The sequence below is a fragment of the Nonomuraea sp. NPDC049504 genome (assembly GCF_040676845.1).
Taxonomy (GTDB): domain Bacteria; phylum Actinomycetota; class Actinomycetes; order Streptosporangiales; family Streptosporangiaceae; genus Nonomuraea; species Nonomuraea salmonea.
Genome location: NZ_JBFAPT010000034.1, coordinates 74,279 through 90,215 on the forward strand (window position 1 = coordinate 74,279; position 15,937 = coordinate 90,215).

At 69.6% G+C, this 15,937-nt stretch carries 17 protein-coding genes; 9 read left to right on the forward strand and 8 right to left on the reverse strand.

Annotation, left to right across the window (positions count from 1 at the left end; all coding sequences use genetic code 11):
* Positions 1-132: 132 nt before the first annotated feature.
* On the reverse strand, positions 133-621 hold the full coding sequence (locus AB0K28_RS43795) for a VOC family protein (protein ID WP_364382365.1): 489 nt from the start codon (positions 619-621) through the stop codon (positions 133-135).
* A 434-nt stretch (positions 622-1,055) separates the two neighbouring features.
* Here AB0K28_RS43795 and AB0K28_RS43800 point away from each other — a divergent pair, with 434 nt between their 5' ends.
* The 4 genes from AB0K28_RS43800 (at position 1,056) to AB0K28_RS43815 (ending at position 4,758) form a co-directional block, all read left to right on the forward strand.
* Complete coding sequence (locus AB0K28_RS43800) at positions 1,056-1,430, forward strand: metalloregulator ArsR/SmtB family transcription factor (protein ID WP_345408772.1); 375 nt, start codon at positions 1,056-1,058, stop codon at positions 1,428-1,430.
* On the forward strand, positions 1,427-1,936 hold the full coding sequence (locus tag AB0K28_RS43805; protein WP_364382369.1) for an SRPBCC family protein: 510 nt from the start codon (positions 1,427-1,429) through the stop codon (positions 1,934-1,936). Before AB0K28_RS43800 ends, AB0K28_RS43805 begins: the two co-directional genes overlap by 4 nt.
* 187 nt (positions 1,937-2,123) lie before the next feature.
* Entirely contained in the window at positions 2,124-2,981 is an 858-nt protein-coding gene (locus AB0K28_RS43810) for an SAM-dependent methyltransferase (protein ID WP_364382372.1), read from the forward strand.
* A 421-nt stretch (positions 2,982-3,402) separates the two neighbouring features.
* Entirely contained in the window at positions 3,403-4,758 is a 1,356-nt protein-coding gene (locus AB0K28_RS43815) for a serine/threonine-protein kinase (protein WP_364382375.1), read from the forward strand.
* Positions 4,759-4,977: 219 nt separating this feature from the next.
* Here AB0K28_RS43815 and AB0K28_RS43820 read toward each other — a convergent pair whose 3' ends face one another.
* Positions 4,978-5,898, reverse strand: a complete 921-nt coding sequence (locus AB0K28_RS43820) for an RIO1 family regulatory kinase/ATPase (protein WP_364382378.1) — start codon at positions 5,896-5,898, stop codon at positions 4,978-4,980.
* 335 nt (positions 5,899-6,233) lie between these two features.
* Between AB0K28_RS43820 and AB0K28_RS43825 the strand changes: the two genes are divergently transcribed.
* The 3 genes from AB0K28_RS43825 to AB0K28_RS43835 all read left to right on the forward strand — a co-directional run bounded on the left by AB0K28_RS43825 (position 6,234) and on the right by AB0K28_RS43835 (position 8,294).
* Positions 6,234-7,028 carry a nucleotidyltransferase domain-containing protein gene (locus tag AB0K28_RS43825; RefSeq protein ID WP_364382381.1) on the forward strand — a complete coding sequence of 265 codons (795 nt, stop codon included), beginning with the start codon at positions 6,234-6,236 and terminating at the stop codon, positions 7,026-7,028.
* 229 nt (positions 7,029-7,257) lie between these two features.
* On the forward strand, positions 7,258-7,902 hold the full coding sequence (locus AB0K28_RS43830) for an acyltransferase (RefSeq protein ID WP_364382384.1): 645 nt from the start codon (positions 7,258-7,260) through the stop codon (positions 7,900-7,902).
* 257 nt (positions 7,903-8,159) lie between these two features.
* Positions 8,160-8,294 carry a hypothetical protein gene (locus AB0K28_RS43835; RefSeq protein WP_364382387.1) on the forward strand — a complete coding sequence of 45 codons (135 nt, stop codon included), beginning with the start codon at positions 8,160-8,162 and terminating at the stop codon, positions 8,292-8,294.
* A 6-nt stretch (positions 8,295-8,300) separates the two neighbouring features.
* Here the strand turns inward: AB0K28_RS43835 and AB0K28_RS43840 are convergent, their stop codons facing one another.
* Positions 8,301-9,506 (reverse strand): FAD-dependent oxidoreductase, encoded by a 1,206-nt coding sequence (locus AB0K28_RS43840; RefSeq protein ID WP_364382390.1) that lies wholly within the window; start codon positions 9,504-9,506, stop codon positions 8,301-8,303.
* Positions 9,507-9,527: 21 nt separating this feature from the next.
* Positions 9,528-10,160, reverse strand: a complete 633-nt coding sequence (folE, locus tag AB0K28_RS43845; protein WP_345408794.1) for a GTP cyclohydrolase I FolE — start codon at positions 10,158-10,160, stop codon at positions 9,528-9,530.
* Between the two features lie 79 nt (positions 10,161-10,239).
* Between folE and AB0K28_RS43850 the strand changes: the two genes are divergently transcribed.
* The gene (locus tag AB0K28_RS43850; RefSeq protein WP_364382393.1) at positions 10,240-10,896 is read left to right on the forward strand and encodes a helix-turn-helix domain-containing protein; all 657 of its coding nucleotides are present in this window, start codon (positions 10,240-10,242) and stop codon (positions 10,894-10,896) included.
* A 3-nt stretch (positions 10,897-10,899) separates the two neighbouring features.
* Here AB0K28_RS43850 and AB0K28_RS43855 read toward each other — a convergent pair whose 3' ends face one another.
* A complete protein-coding gene (locus tag AB0K28_RS43855; RefSeq protein ID WP_364382396.1) occupies positions 10,900-11,730 on the reverse strand; it encodes a universal stress protein in 831 nt (276 codons plus the stop codon).
* Positions 11,731-11,834: 104 nt separating this feature from the next.
* Complete coding sequence (locus tag AB0K28_RS43860) at positions 11,835-12,848, reverse strand: amidohydrolase family protein (protein ID WP_364382399.1); 1,014 nt, start codon at positions 12,846-12,848, stop codon at positions 11,835-11,837.
* Positions 12,849-13,481: 633 nt separating this feature from the next.
* On the opposite strand from AB0K28_RS43860, the gene AB0K28_RS43865 reads away from it, so the two are divergent.
* On the forward strand, positions 13,482-14,012 hold the full coding sequence (locus tag AB0K28_RS43865; RefSeq protein ID WP_364382402.1) for a discoidin domain-containing protein: 531 nt from the start codon (positions 13,482-13,484) through the stop codon (positions 14,010-14,012).
* A 148-nt stretch (positions 14,013-14,160) separates the two neighbouring features.
* Here AB0K28_RS43865 and AB0K28_RS43870 read toward each other — a convergent pair whose 3' ends face one another.
* Both AB0K28_RS43870 and AB0K28_RS43875 read right to left on the reverse strand, forming a co-directional pair.
* Complete coding sequence (locus tag AB0K28_RS43870; RefSeq protein ID WP_364382405.1) at positions 14,161-15,048, reverse strand: hypothetical protein; 888 nt, start codon at positions 15,046-15,048, stop codon at positions 14,161-14,163.
* A 12-nt stretch (positions 15,049-15,060) separates the two neighbouring features.
* Positions 15,061-15,858: a hypothetical protein gene (locus AB0K28_RS43875; RefSeq protein WP_364382408.1), complete on the reverse strand. Its 798-nt coding sequence runs from the start codon at positions 15,856-15,858 to the stop codon at positions 15,061-15,063.
* Between the last annotated feature and the right edge of the window lie 79 nt (positions 15,859-15,937).

The following is a 15,937-nucleotide window of genomic DNA, read 5'->3' on the forward strand; positions in this document are numbered from 1 at the left end:
TTGGCGAAGTAGACAGAACGGAAACGGCCCCTGTGATCACCTCTGTGATCCCGGGGCCGATCAAGGGTTCAGGAGGCGTTCAAAGTGCTCGCCAGGCCTTGAATCGTCGAGAGAACGCCCGGCCCGCACTCGTCAGTCTCTGGGAAAGATCTCGGTCTCGGGGCGCTGCATGTACTCCATCGCTGCGGTGAACTCCGGGTCTCCGGCGCGCCGCTCCATCTCTTCGGGCGCCACGTCCTCGATGTGGGTCTGGATCCACCACACGTTGCCAAAGGGGTCACGCACCCGCCCGACCAGGTCGCCGAAGGCCAGGTGGGTGACCTCCGAGATGGAGACGCCACCCGCCTCAATTGCCTGGCGGTGCACTGCACGGGCGTCCTCGACGTACAGCCGGAGGAACGCGGGCGTCGCCGGCCAACTCGGGTCACCGTCGAACAGCATCACGATCGCATCGCCGATACGGACCTCCGCGTGCCCGATAACCCCGCGCGGGTCGGTCACCCGGCCCAGTTCTTCGGCGCCGAACGCCTTGCGGATGTAGTCGATGACTCCGGCCGTGTCGCGGGAAATGATCCACGGCGTGACGGTGGCGTAGCCCTCGGGAATGGCCTTGACAGTCATTTCGGATGCCTCCTTGCGTGCCGGAATGTGCCGCCGACACTAGGCCCCTTTCAGGTCAGCTTCTTTCCTCGATGACACGGAGCGTTCTGTCAGCCCCTGAGCGATCGATCAACCGGCCCAGGGGACATCATGCTGGGGCCGCAAGGCAGCGAACCGAGAGGTACGAGTGGCAGCCAGTGGCGTTCCTGCAAGCCAGGCGTCGAGCCGGGTCAGGCTATCGCCCGGCCGACCGGACGGTTTCAGTCTGCAGGCCAGCCCTACGCCCGTCATTTGAGGAAACGATTCGTGGAATCCGGCGAGTGCGGCGGCCTGGTCCTCGAAGGTGACCCTCAAGACCTCTGGCCGCGATGACGCGGCGTGACCGAGACGGTTCCACCAGCAGCCACCGGATCGACCTCTTGAGAACGCGTAACCAGTAGGTTACGCTTTCTGGCGTGGACGAGGTGGCAGGGGCGATCGCGGATCAGGTGCGGCGGCAGATCCTGGTGATGCTCAAAGACGGGCGGCTCTCGGCCGGCGAGATCGCCGAGCGCTTCTCGATCAGCCGCCCCGCCGTGAGCCGCCACCTGCGCGTGCTCCGGGAGAGCGGACTGGTCAGGGCGGAGCTCGTCGGCCGGCAACGCCTCTACACGCTCGACGCGGAGCGGTTCACCGAGCTGGCCGGCTGGCTGGCCCAGTTCCTTGAACCCTCCGGCTGGGAGCACCGCTTCGACGCTCTGGAGACCGAGGTCTACCGGACGCGCCGCGAACGCCGTACGAACAGCGCCAAGACAGGCAGCGAGACCGACAGCAAGGGAGAAACAGCATGAACCGCTTCCCCACCGGCAAGCTCTTCCGCGCGGACGACGGCGTCGACCTCGTCCTCACCCGGACGTTCCGCGCGCCCGCCGAGGACGTGTGGGCCAGCGTCACCGAGCCGGAGCGCACGGCGCGCTGGTTCGGCCCGTGGGAGGGCGAGGCAGGCCCCGGCCGGACGATCCGGGTCCAGCTGGTGTTCGAGGAGAAGGCTCCCTGGGCCGAGATGCGCATCGAAGCGTGCGAGCCACCCCGCCGGCTGGAGATCACCGCCAAGGACGCGGCCGGCTCCTGGCACCTCGAACTCCTGCTGTCGAAGGCGGGCGGCGGCACCGAGCTGCGCTTCGTCCAGCACCTGGCCAGTGCCGAGGGCATCGGCGAGATCGGCCCCGGCTGGGAGTACTACCTCGACCTGCTGGCGGCCTCCCACGACGGCTCCGCCAAGCCGGAGTTCGACGACTACTACCCCGCGATGAAGCCGTCCTACGAACAACTGACCGTCACGGAGCCCGAGGCGTAGATCGCCAGATACCTCGGCTCGGCTGTACTGACCCGGAGGTTCGCATCATTCTCGGGAAGGCCCGCGCCGTAACGTCGGGCCGGGTAGGAAGGAAACACCTGAAAGCAGGCAAGTAACCCTTCGGCGAAGCTCGCCCCGGCCCCCCGTCAGGCCCGGCGGTAGTCGTCGATCCAGCAGGAAGAGAAGGATGACGAACACCGACAGACAGACGGACCCGCAGGACCCCGAGTACGCCGACGCCCCGGCAGCGCGCATCAATCCGCACATCCCGCACCCCGCGCGCATCTACGACTACTTACTGGGCGGCAAGGACAACTTCGCCTCCGACCGGGAGGCCGCCGAGGCGCTCATCAAGCTGTCGCCGGGCACGCGGGAGGGGGTACGCGCCCATCGTGCCTTCGTGGGCCGGGCCGTACGGCATCTGGCGGCTGAGGCGGGCGTCACCCAGTTCCTGGACATCGGCACCGGCCTGCCGACCCAGGATCCCACCCACGTGATCGCCCAGCGGGCGGTGCCCGAGGCGCGGGTGGCGTACGTGGACAACGACCCGATCGTCTCGGTGCACGGCCGCGCCCTGCTGACCGGCGACCCGGCGGGCGCCACGGAGATGATCGAGGCGGACCTGCGCGAGCCGGAGAAGATCCTGAACGACCCGGCGGTCCGGGATCTGCTCGACTTCACCCGTCCCATGGCCGTCATCCTGGCGGGCATCCTGCACTTCGTCACCGACGAGGAGAACCCGTACGGGGTGGTGGAGCAGCTCAAGGCCGCGGTGCCCAGCGGCAGCCACCTGCTGCTGTCGCACATCACCATGGACTTCGCCGACCACCTGAGCCGCGAGGAGTTCACCAAGCCGTACGACAAGAGCTCCGCGCCCATGGTGCCGCGCAGCCATGACGAGACGATGCGCTTCTTCGACGGCTGGAACCTGCTGGAGCCGGGCCTCGTCGAGGTGGTGACCTGGCGGCCGGACCTCACCGAATACCAGGAGGAGATCCCCGGCGGGCACGCCTGGGCGTACGGGGGCCTGGCGATCAAGCCTTAGACGAAGTAGCGGGCCCGCAGGCGGAACAGCTCGGCGTACAGGCCGTCGGCGCGGCTCATTGTGGGTGCCGACCTCGACGACGCCGCCCCGGTCGAGCACGACGATGAGGTCGGCGGCCTCCATGGCCCGGCGCAGGTCGGCGCCGGCCTGCTCGGCACCGGCCGAACGGGGCCCGTCACCGCTCCCGGGGAGCTCGATGGTGGCGCGGCGAAGCCATCCGCCGCGGCCTGTGGGGCCCGCACCACCAGCCGGGGGTGGGCAGCGGGGCACCGAAGTCTTTCTCTGGTCGAGCTTGGGCGAGTGACCCGCCGACATTGCCCGGCGCGTGCCGGTGTGTGCACGCCCGACACGTCTGCACCCGATGACGGCGGCTGTACCCTGATCAACTGTTTATGCCAAGCACGATGGCAGGAGACGGGGCATGACTGCGAAGCAGGCCGGGGACGTGGTCGGCGGGCGCTACCAGCTTGCCGCCGAACTGGGGTCCGGTGGCTTCGGGCGGGTCTGGCGGGCCCGCGACGAGACCCTCGACGTGGACGTTGCGATCAAGGAACTGCAGCTGCCGACAGGGATGCCGGAAAGCGAACGAGCCGAGCGGCTGGCGCGCGCCACGCGCGAGGCCCGCAATGCCGCCCGGTTACGCAGGCATGACGGCATCGTCGCGATCCACGACGTCGTCATCGACGACGGCCTTCCTTGGATCGTCATGGAACTCGTCGATGGCTGCTCGCTGAGCGAGCACATGCAGAAGCACGGACCGCTTCCGATGGGCAGGGCCGTCGAAGTGGCCGCGGCGCTGTTGAGGGCGATCGGCGCAGCACACCGGGAAGGTGTCGTGCACCGCGACATCAAACCGGCCAACGTCATGCTCGCCGAGAACGGGAAGGTCCTGCTCACTGACTTCGGGACCGCGGTCCACACCACCGACACCGCGCTGACCGCCACCGGGATGCTCATCGGCTCGGCCGAGTACACGGCGCCCGAGCGGCTGCGCGGCGCCGACGGCCTCCCCGCTGGGGATCTGTTCTCCCTCGGCGTGACCCTTTACCAGGCCGTCGAGGGCGTCTCACCGTTCCGCCGCGATACCCAGGAAGCGACGTTGGCCGCGGTGCTACTGGAGGAGGCCGCGGCGCCGCGGCGAACCGGGCCGCTCACGCAGCTCATCACCCGGCTACTGGACAAGGACCCGGCCCGCAGGCCGACGGCGGACGAAGCTCTGGCCATGGCAGGGGGTATTGCAGGTGAGCAGCCCGCAACCACAGTCCACGTGCGGCGCGACACCAAGATCCTGCCGACCTGGTCGAAGAAGTGGTCGCCCCTAGGCGTTGCCGCGCCGATGGTGTTCGCGTTGGCGATGGCAGTCATGACGGCGCTCGGCGTCGCCGGACTCCCTGATGCCGGCGGAACGTGGGACCAATTCGAGCGCTACGGGGACAACGCCGTGCTCGGCGCCACCGTAATGATCACAGCCGTTGCCGATGTCGTTGTCGTCGGCTTGCTGTGCGCCAGCCTCGCGCGATTCCTCCCAGCGGACGTCGGCAAAGCCGTCACCGCTGTCGTCGGTGTCGCCGGGCTCGTCTTCGGCTGTGGCGCGACCGCTTTCGCCTTCCATGGTGCCGGCGAGATCTTCCGGAACGCGATGGAACTCCCTGGGCGGAAGTCCGCGACGGTGTCACTCGCCCTGATCAGCATCGTCGTGCTCGTCGCCGTCGGGTCGGCCTGGAGCTCACAGCGCGCAGATCGACGCGAAACGATCAGAATTCGAAAGCGATCATGACCACCCGCATGATCCCACCAGCGTCGGATGCCGGGCTGATCCGGCCGAGCGACCCCGACCGCTACGAAACCACCCTCTGGTTCACCGGCACCCCAAAGGCTGCCACCAGCCGCTCGCCCACGGTCTCGGTCAGCCACTGCTCGTCACCGACTCCGCCGCACCGCTGTAGGTTCCGGATGGACCTGTCGGTGTCCGAGTGTGTTGTCGTGCATATGGCGATCAGAACACCATCGTGAGCAGGTCGGCGAACAGCTCCTGTTCGTCGATCTCGAGCCCGCGATTCGTGAACCAGGTCGCCATGTTGTGGCAGTCGCGCATCAGGAAGTCCATGCCCATCGGATTGCCGACGATGTCGACGACCTGGGGCAGGTCGATCATCACGATCCGCTCGTCCTGCGCGAGGACGTTGTACGGTGAGAGGTCGCCGTGCGCGAGCCCCGCGCGAGCCAGCTCACGCATGCCGTCGCGGAGCTGCTCGAAGTACCCGCCGAGCAGCTCCTTCGACGGCCGGACCTGGGCGAGCCGGGGCGCGGCACCGCCCTCGCCGTCGTCGATGAACTCCATCAGCAGCTCGGTGCCGTCCACCTGCACGGGATACGGCACCGGGACGCCGGCCTTCCACAACCGGTTGAGGGCGTCCCATTCAGCGTATGCCCACTGACCGGCCGCGACGCCGCGGCCGTGCGAGGTCTTCTTCGCCATCGCCCGGCTGTCACGGCTGTTGCGGGTATGGCGGCCTTCGACGTACGACGCGCTGCGGTGGAAGGACCGGTGTTCCTCGGTGCGGTACCGCTTCGCGGCCAGCAGCGAGGACTTCGCCGGGTTGTCGCCGATGGCTTCGACGGCCCGCTCGATCAGGAATACGTCGGCTTCCTTGCCGGTTTTGAGGACGCCGAGCTCGGTGTCGATCGCAGCCTGTTCCGTCACAACCCACGAGGGGCGGGGTTCCGGGCCGCGAGAACCGCGCTCGACCTCCAGCCAGGTGGACCACCGCTGATCTGGGCCCAGCTCCTCGTCGACCGGATGGAACGTGAAGACGAAGGCCGCCGCCGGATCTGGTTGGAACTCGTCACCGGTGAATCCGGACCGCGGGGAGTGGAGGTCGGAGTAGGTATCAGAGGGTTCGTACGCGGAAGACAACGGGTGTGCTCCTGAACAAAGAGGTGGGCCTGATGCGGACATGCCGCAGCGCAGTGATGACCATCCGTCAGCCCTCCTTGGTCCAGGCAGCGCTCTCCGCCGCTCGATCGACCCAGCATGCCCGGCCCGTCATGGATCCCGCAACGTGATTACCGGCGCTGGGACCGTGCTCCTGCCGTAAAGCCGGAGCGAAGCCCTCGACCGGTTCATCGCGCCGCGACCGCATTGAGAACGCCGCCTCCAGCGGCCGGCCGTCGTACTGACCGCCCACTAGAGCCCCCCCATTCAACTGTGTGATACGTTGCAAGACTTTGCTCCGATCACGAAGGAACACTATGGACGCCCCCACCTTGCACCGCCGATTCCTCAGCGATGTGGTCCCTCGAATCCGGCATGATGCCCGGGTGACCGGTGTGGCCATCGCGGGGTCGATTGCGGGAGGTCATGCCGACGCTTACTCCGATGTGGATCTGATCGTGGTCATCGACGACGAGGCGTTCGACGCGGTCATGAAGGAACGGCTCGCGCTGATCGATACATGGACTGAGCTGGTGGCCGGATTCACCGGAGAGCATGTCGGAGAACCCCGTTTGATCATCACGCTCGTCGGACCGCCCCTGCTGCATGTGGATTTCAAGTTCGTGCGGGCCTCCGACTTCGCCAAGCGTGCCGACGATCCTGTCGTCCTGTGGGATCGACAGGGCCACCTGGTCAAGACGCTCGCGGAGCATCCGCCGGTGAGCCAGCCCCTTGACCTGCAGTGGATCGAGGACCGGTTCTGGATCTGGGTGCACTACGGCGCGACGAAGCTAGCCCGCGGTGAGCTGTTCGAGGCCATCGGCTTTCTCAATTACCTGCGCGAGACGGTGCTGGGTCCACTGGCTGCTCGCCGAGTGGGTGCCATCCCCCGGGGCGTGCGTCATCTCGAGTCCATCGCGCCGGAGGAGGCACGCGACCTTCAGGCAACTCTCTGCGGTTACGACCAGCATGAGATCGGTCAGGCGTTCCTCGCCAATGTCGCGCTCTACCGGCGGTGGCTCGATGACACCGGAGCGGTGATCCAACGCCATCATCACGCCGAAGAACTCGCCGTTCAGTACCTTCGCGACGTTATCGCTGAGGTGACCTGATGTCGCGAGGCGCAGGCGTGCGCTTTCGAACGTCAGCGACCGGCCGCCTACTCCCGGGCACCTTGCTCAGCTTGCCGTCGGCGCCGTAAATGAGCTCCTGCGCCCGTCCTCGGGCATCTGCCACCGGGTCAGCCGACCGGTCGCTCCCTTGATCATGCGTACTCGCCGAGCGAACGAGACGTCCGAAAGCCGCCAGCATGGTCCCGGCCCGGCAGAGGAGAATCCGCTGGTGATCGCTGAACCGCAGGGAATCCGCATCCGGCACCGCGGGCGTCAACCGCAGGTCCATCCCACCGCCTACGTCGCCCCGACGGCCACGCTCGTCGGTGACGTCCGGGTGGGGCCCAGGGCGCGGGTGATGTACGGCGCGGTGCTCGATGCGGAGGGGTCGCGGATCGAGGTCGGGGAGGCGGCGGTGATCTGCGAGAACGCGGTCCTGCGCGGGTCCGCGGTCGCCGGCGACCAGCCGGTGCTCGTCGGCGACCACGTCTTCGTGGGCCCGCAGGCCACGCTGCTGGGCTGCGAGGTCGGCAGGTGCGTCTACGTGGCGACCTCGGCGACGGTCCTGCAGTCCGCGCGGCTGGGGGCCGGCGCGGTCGTGGCTGTCGGCGCGCTCGTCCACGCGCGTACCGTCGTCCCGGACGAGTACTTCGTACCGCCGCACACCATCGCGCTCGACGCTCCGGTACGGTTGCTGGCCCCCGGCGATCCCGGCCTGGCCGAGGCCGTCAGCCGGGTGGGCTTCGCGCAGGTCGCGTTCGGCGTCGACACGGAGTGGACCGACCGGATCACCCGGTACGAGCACATCGCGGAAGTGCGCGTCGCCGAGTTCGGCACGCACGCGGACGACGAGATCCTGCCCCCCTCCGGATGATCCCGGTGGTTCTGTACCAGCCGGGATGGCGAAGGTCCCGTCTCAGGGAGCCGTAAGGCTCTGCCCTGCCGTGCCGATGACCCGCACGATGAACGGCGGGGAGGTGCCGATGGATGCGTTGATGTCGGGGTTGCGGCGGCCACGATGCTTCAGGACGCTCCTCCGGCTCGCGTCTCGTTCACCGAGATTCCCTCGGAGCGGCCGGTGGTGATGGCGCGATCCTGCTGCTGCGAGGTGTCATCACGGGTCGGCTGATCGTGGCGGCCACCGCCGGCGTGGCGCTGGCCGCGATCGGGATCTGGCGGCGGTGGACGGCCCCTACCCGGTACGCCGAGTGGGAGCCGGCCTGGGAGCGGGCCGACGAGCGGTGGCGCCACCCGCACCGGCCGTGAACGGCGTCACGAGCGCACCAGCTTTTCCAGCGGGACCTTGGGGTCGGCGAGGGCTGCGCGGTCCACGGGGGTTTGTGCGAGGACGAGGGCTTTGAGGTGGTCGCCCTGGTCCCAGATATTGACGTTCATCGCCGCGATCACCCGGTCGTCCCGCAGCCAGAACGCGAGGAACTCCCGCCCGCTGAGATCACCGCGGATGACGACGTCGTGAGGAGTGCCGGGCGGGACATGGCCGAGGTACTCCATGCCCAGGTCGTACTGGTCGGTGTAGAAGTAGGGCGGTTCGTCGTAGGCGGCCGGGCGGCCGAGCATGGCGCGGGCGGCGACGGAGGGCTGGTTGAGGGCGTTGGCCCAGTGTTCGACCCGCACGTGGTAACCCAGGCGGGGGTGGTGGGCGTTGGCGACGTCGCCGGCGGCGTAGATGTCGGGATCACTGGTCCGCAGGTCCGCCCCCACCTTGACCCCGTTGTCGATGGTGAGGCCCGCGGCGGCGGCCAGCTCGATGTCGGGGACGGCGCCGATGCCGGCCAGCACGGCGTCCGCGTCGATGGCGGTGCCGTCGGCCAGGCGTACGCCGGTCTCGGTGACCTCGGCGAGGCGGGCGCCAAGCCGCAGGTCCACGCCGTGCTCGCGGTGCAGGTCGGCGAAGACGGCGCCGATCTCGGGGCCGAGGGCGGACAGCAGCGGCTGCTGCCCCTGCTCGATGACGGTGACCTCGGCGCCGGCCGCGCGGGCCGCGGCGGCGGTCTCCAGGCCGATCCAGCCGGCGCCGATGATCGCGACCTTGCGCGCCGTGGAGAAGGTGCCGCGCAGCCGGTCGGAGTCGTCCACAGTACGCAGGTACAGCACGCGCTCGTGGCCCGGCACGGTCAGGCGGCGCGGCTGGGCGCCGGTGGCGAGCAGGAGCTTGTCGTAGCGGAGCCGTTCGCCGCCGGACAGCGTCACCTCGTGCGCGGCCGGGTCGACGGCGGTGACGGAGACGCCGGTACGGACGTCCACGTCGTGCTCGCGGTACCAGTCAGCGTCGTGGACGAAGATCTTGTCCCGTTCGTCGCTGCCCTGGAGGTAGCCCTTCGACAGCGGCGGGCGTTCGTAGGGCAGGTGCGGTTCCCGTCCCACGAGCACGATCTCGCCGTCGAACCCCTCCTCGCGCAGCGCCTCGGCCGCCTTGGCCGCGGCCAGGCCGCCGCCCACGATCACGAATGCCGCCATCGTCGATCTCCTGTCTGCTCGTCAGGTATGGGACTGACCGGTCAGCGCGAAGAACTCCTGCCGGGACCTCGCGTCCTCGCGCAGCGTCCCCTTCAGGGCCGAGGTGACCGTGCGGGACCCCGGCACGCGTACGCCGCGCATCGACATGCACAGGTGCTCGGCCTCGATCACCACGCCGACCCCCTTCGGCGACAGGTGCTGCTGGAGCCAGTCGGCGACCTGCTTGGTCAGCCGCTCCTGCACCTGCAGGTCGCGGGCGAACAGCTCGACCACCCGCGCGAGCTTCGACAGCCCCAAGATACGGTCGCCCGGCAGGTAACCCACGTGCGCCACGCCCTGGAAGGGCAGCAGATGGTGCTCGCACAACGACTGCACGGGGATGTCGCGGACCAGCACGAGCTCGTCGTAGCCCTCCTCGTTGGGGAAGGTCGTCAGGTCGAACTCGCGCGGCTCCAGCATTTCAGCGTAGGCGCGCGCGACCCGCTTCGGCGTGTCTGCCAGGTGCTCGGACTCGACGTCGCGGCCCAGCGCGGTCAGCAGGTCGGTCACCGCTCGCTGGGCGGCCTCCAGGTCCACTCCCCCGCCCCTGACCACCCGCAGGCGCCGCGACCGGCGCTCGGCGTCGCCGGCCTCCTCCACCACGGACTCGCTCATGCCGCCCCCTCTTCTATCGACAAGTTTCGTTAACATTAGAAGGGACACGATAATTTCGTCAACAGGAGTGGGTTTTAGAATGGGCGAAGCCGACGGCATCTCCGCCATCGCGGCGCTGGACGAGCCGACACGGCGCCGCCTCTATGAATACGTGGTGCGCCAGCCGGAGCCGGTGAGCCGCGACGAGGCGGCCGACGCCGTACAGGCGCCGCGCAACACCGTCTCCTTCCATCTGGAGAAGCTGGTCGAGGGAGGGCTGCTCGAAGCCGTCTACCAGCGCCGCACCGGCCGGTCGGGGCCCGGCGCCGGCCGTCCCGCCAAGCTCTACCGCCGCGCTCCCGGGCAGATCGCCGTCTCCCTGCCCGACCGCCGCTACGAGACCGCCGCCCACCTGCTCGCCGACGCCCTCCAGGAGTCGGAGGCCACGGGAGAGGCGCCTCGTACCGTGCTCGACCGCCGCGCCCGCGACCTGGGCCGGGCCCTCGGCCGCGACGCCACCGCCGGCGTCATGCCTACCCTGGAGGCTCTGGGCTTCGAGCCGCGCGCCTGCGACGGCGCGATCGCCCTGGCCAACTGCCCGTTCCGCAGCCTCGCCGAGCGGCACACCGCCCTGGTCTGCGGCATGAACCTCAGCCTGGTCGCGGGTCTGCTCGAAGGTCTCCCCGAGCCCGGCTTCGCGGCCCGGCTGGAGCCGAGCCAGGAGCACTGCTGCGTACGCCTCCGCCCGGCCGGGTGACGGTCACTCCTTGACCGGACGGACCACGGCGACCGGGCAGGTCGCGTGGTGCAGCACGGCGTGACTGACCGAGCCGAGCAGCGCCGAGGCGAACCCGCCGAGCCCCCGCGAGCCCACCACCACGAGATCGGCCGCCTTGGCCGCCCTGGCCAGGGCGGTGACGGGATGGTCGCACGGCTGCTCGTCGGACACCACCAGGTCGGGGTTGGCGTCGCGCCACGGCTCGACCAGCTCGCGTGCTCTGCGCGGCTCCGCCTGCACGATCTCCTCGATCAGGATGCTGTAGCCGACGGCGTACGGGGAGAAGGCCGGTATCTGCCAGGCCGTCACCACGTGCAGCTCGGACCAGCGGACCCTGGCCTGCTCGATGGCGTACTCCATGGCCGCCCGCGCATGCTCGGAGCCGTCGTAGCCGACCACGATCCGCCGGTGCTCCACCGGGTGCGGGCCGCGGATCACCACGACCGGGCCCGTCGCGTGCCCGGCGACCGCGTTGCTCACCGAGCCGAGCAGCATGCCCTTGAACCCGCCGAGGCCGCGGCTGCCCAGCACGAGACTGTCGGCCGTCGCGGACTCGCCTATCAGCTCCTCGACGACGTTGCCCGGCCGCAGGTCCGCCGTCACCTTGACGCCGCCGGCCAGGCCACGCGCCCGATCGGCGGCGGCCTCCAGCGCCCCGGAGCAGGACCCGACACCCTCGCTGTGCGACCACTGCTCGCACACGTGCACCAGCCGCAGTTCCAGCCCCCGCCGCCCGGCGTCGAGCGCCGCCCAGTCCACCGCCGCGCGAGCCGCCGCGGATCCGTCGACGCCGACCACGATCTGCCTGGTCATCGCATCTCCTCGGGCCGTTCCGTCCCTTACTTCCAGTATCGGTCTCGACCCGGGGAAGCCGCAGCGGGAGGACGTCCCAGGTAGATGGGCCTTTGGTCCCCAAATCAGGCCGCGAGGCGTTCCCAGTTGCGGTGGGCGATGTCGGCCTTCTGCTCGCCGGTGAAGGGAGCGTCCTCCAGGAAGGCGCGGGCGGCGCCGTTACTGGTGTCGACATAGGGGAAGCCGCCGGGACGTGCGCCGTAGGTGTAGGGGTAGTCGGTGGAGTACAGCATGCGGTCGGTACCGACGACCTCGGCGGTCCAGCGCAGGTAGCGGCTGCTGACGGTGCCGCTGCCGGCGACCCAGAAGTTCCGCTCGAAGTAGTCGGCGAGCGGCCTCGGCAGGCCCCCTGCCTGGGCGAAGAAGCCGATGTGGTCGAGGTAGAACAGGACGACCTCGCCCCAGTGCCCGGCGATCACCTGCAGGCCGGGGAACCGGTCGAAGACGCCCGAGAAGATCATCCGCAGGTACTGGACGCCCAGGTCGTAGTACCAGCCGATCGCCGCTCCGGCCAGTGCGGGGCCGATGGGGCCGAGATCGGAGTAGTAGGCGTCGATCACGGGCTTGACCGGGGTCTGCGGGTGGAAGTGCAGCGGCACGCCGAGGCGCTCGGCGGTGGCGTATAGCTCGTCGTTATCGGGGTGGTCGGCCAGTTTGTCCGCGGTGCGGCCGTACAGCATGGCGCCGGGGAAGCCCAGCTCGCGCACCGCCCGCTCCAGCTCGGCCGCTGCGGCGGCGGGCTTTTGGGTGGGGATCGCGGCGAACGCCTGGAACCGGTCGGGACGCGCTGCGACGATCTCCGCGAGCTGGTCGTTGGCATCGCGAGCCACCGCGATCGCGTCCGCCTCGGGCAGGTCCTGTACGCCGGGCGAGGCCAGGGACAGGACGGCGACGTCGATGCCCTGGTCGTCCATGTGGGCCAGCCGCTGGGCGCCGACGTCGCGCAGGTTCTTCGCGACCGGGTCGTCGCCGAAGCCGCGGGCGGGGATCCGCGGCGACCCGGTTCGCTCGTACGCCTCGAGGACGGCGGGCACGACGACGGTCTCTTCCACTGCGATGATCTTCAGGCGTTCTGACATGCTGACGCTCCCCTGGATGTTTCCAACGACAACAAAGGAACGATATCAGCGATAGTATCAGCGTCAATACCATTGATATCATCAACATTCCCATCAGCATGCGGTGAGGTGCCGGGGGCGTCACTTGCTGGTGGTGCGGGGTGCCAGTTGCCGGCGACGTCCTTGATCGAGTTCATTCGAGGTCGCGTTTCTGCTCGACCTTGCCGGTCGACTGCTCGCCCGACTCCCAGACGCAGGTGCTCTTGGCGGACGACATCGTCGAGGTGTCGTCGGCGGGGTTCTCCTGCGCGTTGCGTACCAGCTTTCTTCAGCAGCCGTGACCGAGGTGCAGCTTGACCATGGTGGCGCCCTTGGCGGCCCACTCCCCCGCCGGCTCGGCGCGCTCGGCGTCGGTGGGGCGGGGCCGGCCGCTGACGTACACGGGGACGTTCTCCCTGAACGCGCCGCGAGCAGGGAGGCGACCGAGCGGCCGGTGAGCCGGCCGCTCGGTCGGTGAGCCGGCCGGTGAGGTCCCACAGGGCGATGTCCACGGCGGCCAGCGCGTCGGCCTAATGCCCGGTGAGGTGGCCGCGCTCGCGCATGAGGCCGGTCAGCCTGTCCCAGAGCGGGCGGATCCGGGTGGGGTCCTCGCCGATGAGCACGGGGGGTGAGCAGCTTCTCGACGATCGCGGCGGGCACCTCGGGCGCGACGGGCCGTTCTCGGAGATCGCCGACCGGCTGCTCGCGACCGGCTCCGGCGGCCGGAACGTCGCGCCGTACGCCTCCGTGACCGTGTCGTCCGTGCTGCGCGCCGGGGCCGAGGGCGGCAAGGCCGTGGACGGCCGCTGCTCCGACGACAGCCGGTGGGGCTCCGCCGAGGACGACACCACGCCGGTGCTCACGGTGGAGCTCGGCCGCTCGTACGCGATCAGCGAGATCCGCGTGCGCTCCGGCTACGGCAAGGCTCCCGTCCCCGGCACGGGCGTCGTGCGCTCCTTGGCCGTCGAGGCGCACACCGCGTCCGGCTGGCAGCGTGTCGCCACGATCACCGGGAACACCCCGAACACCGTCCGCGTCCCCGCCTCGGTGACGGCCGACCAGGTGCGCCTCGCGATCTCCGACCCGTCGGGGAACCCGCTGGACGTGGCCCGCATGTACGAGGTCGAGGTCGTCTCCGGTGACTGAACAACGCCGGACGCCCACACCATCGAGGCCGTGTCCGATGACTGAGCACCGCTGGGCGTCCTCACCACCGAAGGTCGTGTCCCGTGGCTGACCACCGCTGGGCGCTGACCGCCCGCGCTCACTGCCCGGGCGGAGTGCCCGCCCGCGCTCACTGCCCGGGCGGGCACTCCGGCGGCGCCATCTTGAGCACGTGGAACTCCAGCCGCAGCGACCCGTCCGCGGGCAGCGCGATCGCCCGCGCCCACGGGCTCGTCGCCCAGCAGGCGGGCAGCAGGAAGTAGCGCTGGTTGGAGTGGATGAGCAGGCGCAGACCGGTGTAGCGGTAGCGGAACATCGCGTTCTGGTCGGGCAGCGTGGTCTCGGTGATCCCGGGACCTTCCAGGAAGAGCCGCCGCGCCGCGTAGACGACCGTGCTCGGCAACATCCCCGTGTCGGCCCGATACGCGACGGCGGCCTCCCACCCTTTCTGCTGCGCGTACTCGGTGACCGACCACAACAGCAGGAGCAGCAGCAACGCCCCGCAGGCCGCACGGCGCACGACCCCTCGGGTGGCGGGGGTCGTGTGCCCGTTCAGCCGGCCGTACAGGCTCTCGGCGTAGACCAGGATGATGATGCCGGCGCCCAGGCAGAGCGGCAGGAAGTAGCGCGGGAGCACCGCCCATCCGGCCAGGCCGAGCAGTCCCGTCACGGTGCCCGCCGCTCCGACCGCGGCCGCCACCGCGAGGCCCCACATCGCGGCGGTGCGATGCCGCCCGGCGGCCCGCGTCAGCCAGGCGTGCACCGGTGGCGCGATGAGGACGACCACCAGGACCAGCACCAGGGGTTCGACGGCCAGCGTGACGCTGCGCAGCACGTAGTCCTGGAACGACAGGCCCAGCATGCTCTGGTCCACGCCGAACTGCGCGTACATGGTGTTGGCGCGTACCGCCCCGAAGTACATCATGATCGCCGCCACGAGCGTGGTCGGCGTCACGATGTGCGTCACGATCCCCCAGAGCCGCGCGACTTCCCCGCCGTCACCCGCAGAGGTGCTCATGGACGGAGAGGTCTACGACTCGGCCGGTGCCGGACCGTCGTCACCGTTGCCGTCCGGCGACACGGGGGCCTCTGTCTCGGGCTCCTCGGTCGTGCCCTCGTCCGGCGACTGCGTGGCGCCGTCGTCGGTCTCGCTGACTTCCCCGGTGGGAGTCTCAGGTGCGGTGGTCTCCGGCGTCTCCGGCTCATCGGGCGGTGTCTCGGTCTCCCCGCCTGAGGGAGCCACGGTCGCGCACTCGGGAAGGCCGGCGGGGTCGGCGGCCACCGAGCAGGCGATCTTCAGAAAGTCGTTCCGCTCGTATCCAAGCTCGGCGAGATCCTGCAGAGCGGCTTCGGCCCGCTCATTCTGGCCCTCGGCGGCAGCGCTTTTCACCTCGACGCTGGCGCTGAACGCCATCAATGGGCGCTGTATGGATGAGGGAGCGTCGGACAAGTACGTCTTAGCCTTGTCGATTCTCGCGAGGGCTTCCTTGTCCCTGCCCTCGTTAGCGGCCACCGCCGCCCCGCAGACCAGCGCCACCGCCTTCTGGCTGCTCGTGCTGCTGCTGGAGTTGGCCACCTGATCCATCCTCGCCGCCAGACCGGAGCCGCGCTTGCCCACTTCTCGCTGGCAGTCCAAGCCGACCCGGGCCGTGGCCTCAGGAAGATCCCCGCTGTTCTCTTCGGAGACGAGCTCTTCCGGGGGCGTGATGACCGGCCGCGCGCCCGGCCCCGCCTGACCCGGAGCACCGGCCCCTGTCTCCCCCGTTTCGGATCCGCCCGAACCGCAGCCTGCCGTCAGCCCGGCGACCACCCCGAACATCGCCGCCACGACCAGAAAGGTCCTTACCCCCATGCCCCTGCCCCCGCTGCCGCTGTCGAAGGGGAGTCATACCGCTTCGGGGCAGGAC

Bases quoted from the DNA above. Each gene is read 5' to 3' on its own strand.
- AB0K28_RS43795 (WP_364382365.1), bottom strand. From the start codon at position 621: ATGACTGTCAAGGCCATTCCCGAGGGCTACGCCACCGTCACGCCGTGG.
- AB0K28_RS43805 (WP_364382369.1), top strand. From the start codon at position 1,427: ATGAACCGCTTCCCCACCGGCAAGCTCTTCCGCGCGGACGACGGCGTC.
- AB0K28_RS43810 (WP_364382372.1), top strand. From the start codon at position 2,124: ATGACGAACACCGACAGACAGACGGACCCGCAGGACCCCGAGTACGCC.
- AB0K28_RS43815 (WP_364382375.1), top strand. From the start codon at position 3,403: ATGACTGCGAAGCAGGCCGGGGACGTGGTCGGCGGGCGCTACCAGCTT.
- AB0K28_RS43825 (WP_364382381.1), top strand. From the start codon at position 6,234: ATGGACGCCCCCACCTTGCACCGCCGATTCCTCAGCGATGTGGTCCCT.
- AB0K28_RS43840 (WP_364382390.1), bottom strand. From the start codon at position 9,506: ATGGCGGCATTCGTGATCGTGGGCGGCGGCCTGGCCGCGGCCAAGGCG.
- folE (WP_345408794.1), bottom strand. From the start codon at position 10,160: ATGAGCGAGTCCGTGGTGGAGGAGGCCGGCGACGCCGAGCGCCGGTCG.
- AB0K28_RS43850 (WP_364382393.1), top strand. From the start codon at position 10,240: ATGGGCGAAGCCGACGGCATCTCCGCCATCGCGGCGCTGGACGAGCCG.
- AB0K28_RS43855 (WP_364382396.1), bottom strand. From the start codon at position 11,730: ATGACCAGGCAGATCGTGGTCGGCGTCGACGGATCCGCGGCGGCTCGC.
- AB0K28_RS43860 (WP_364382399.1), bottom strand. From the start codon at position 12,848: ATGTCAGAACGCCTGAAGATCATCGCAGTGGAAGAGACCGTCGTCGTG.
- AB0K28_RS43865 (WP_364382402.1), top strand. From the start codon at position 13,482: ATGAGCACGGGGGGTGAGCAGCTTCTCGACGATCGCGGCGGGCACCTC.
- AB0K28_RS43870 (WP_364382405.1), bottom strand. From the start codon at position 15,048: ATGAGCACCTCTGCGGGTGACGGCGGGGAAGTCGCGCGGCTCTGGGGG.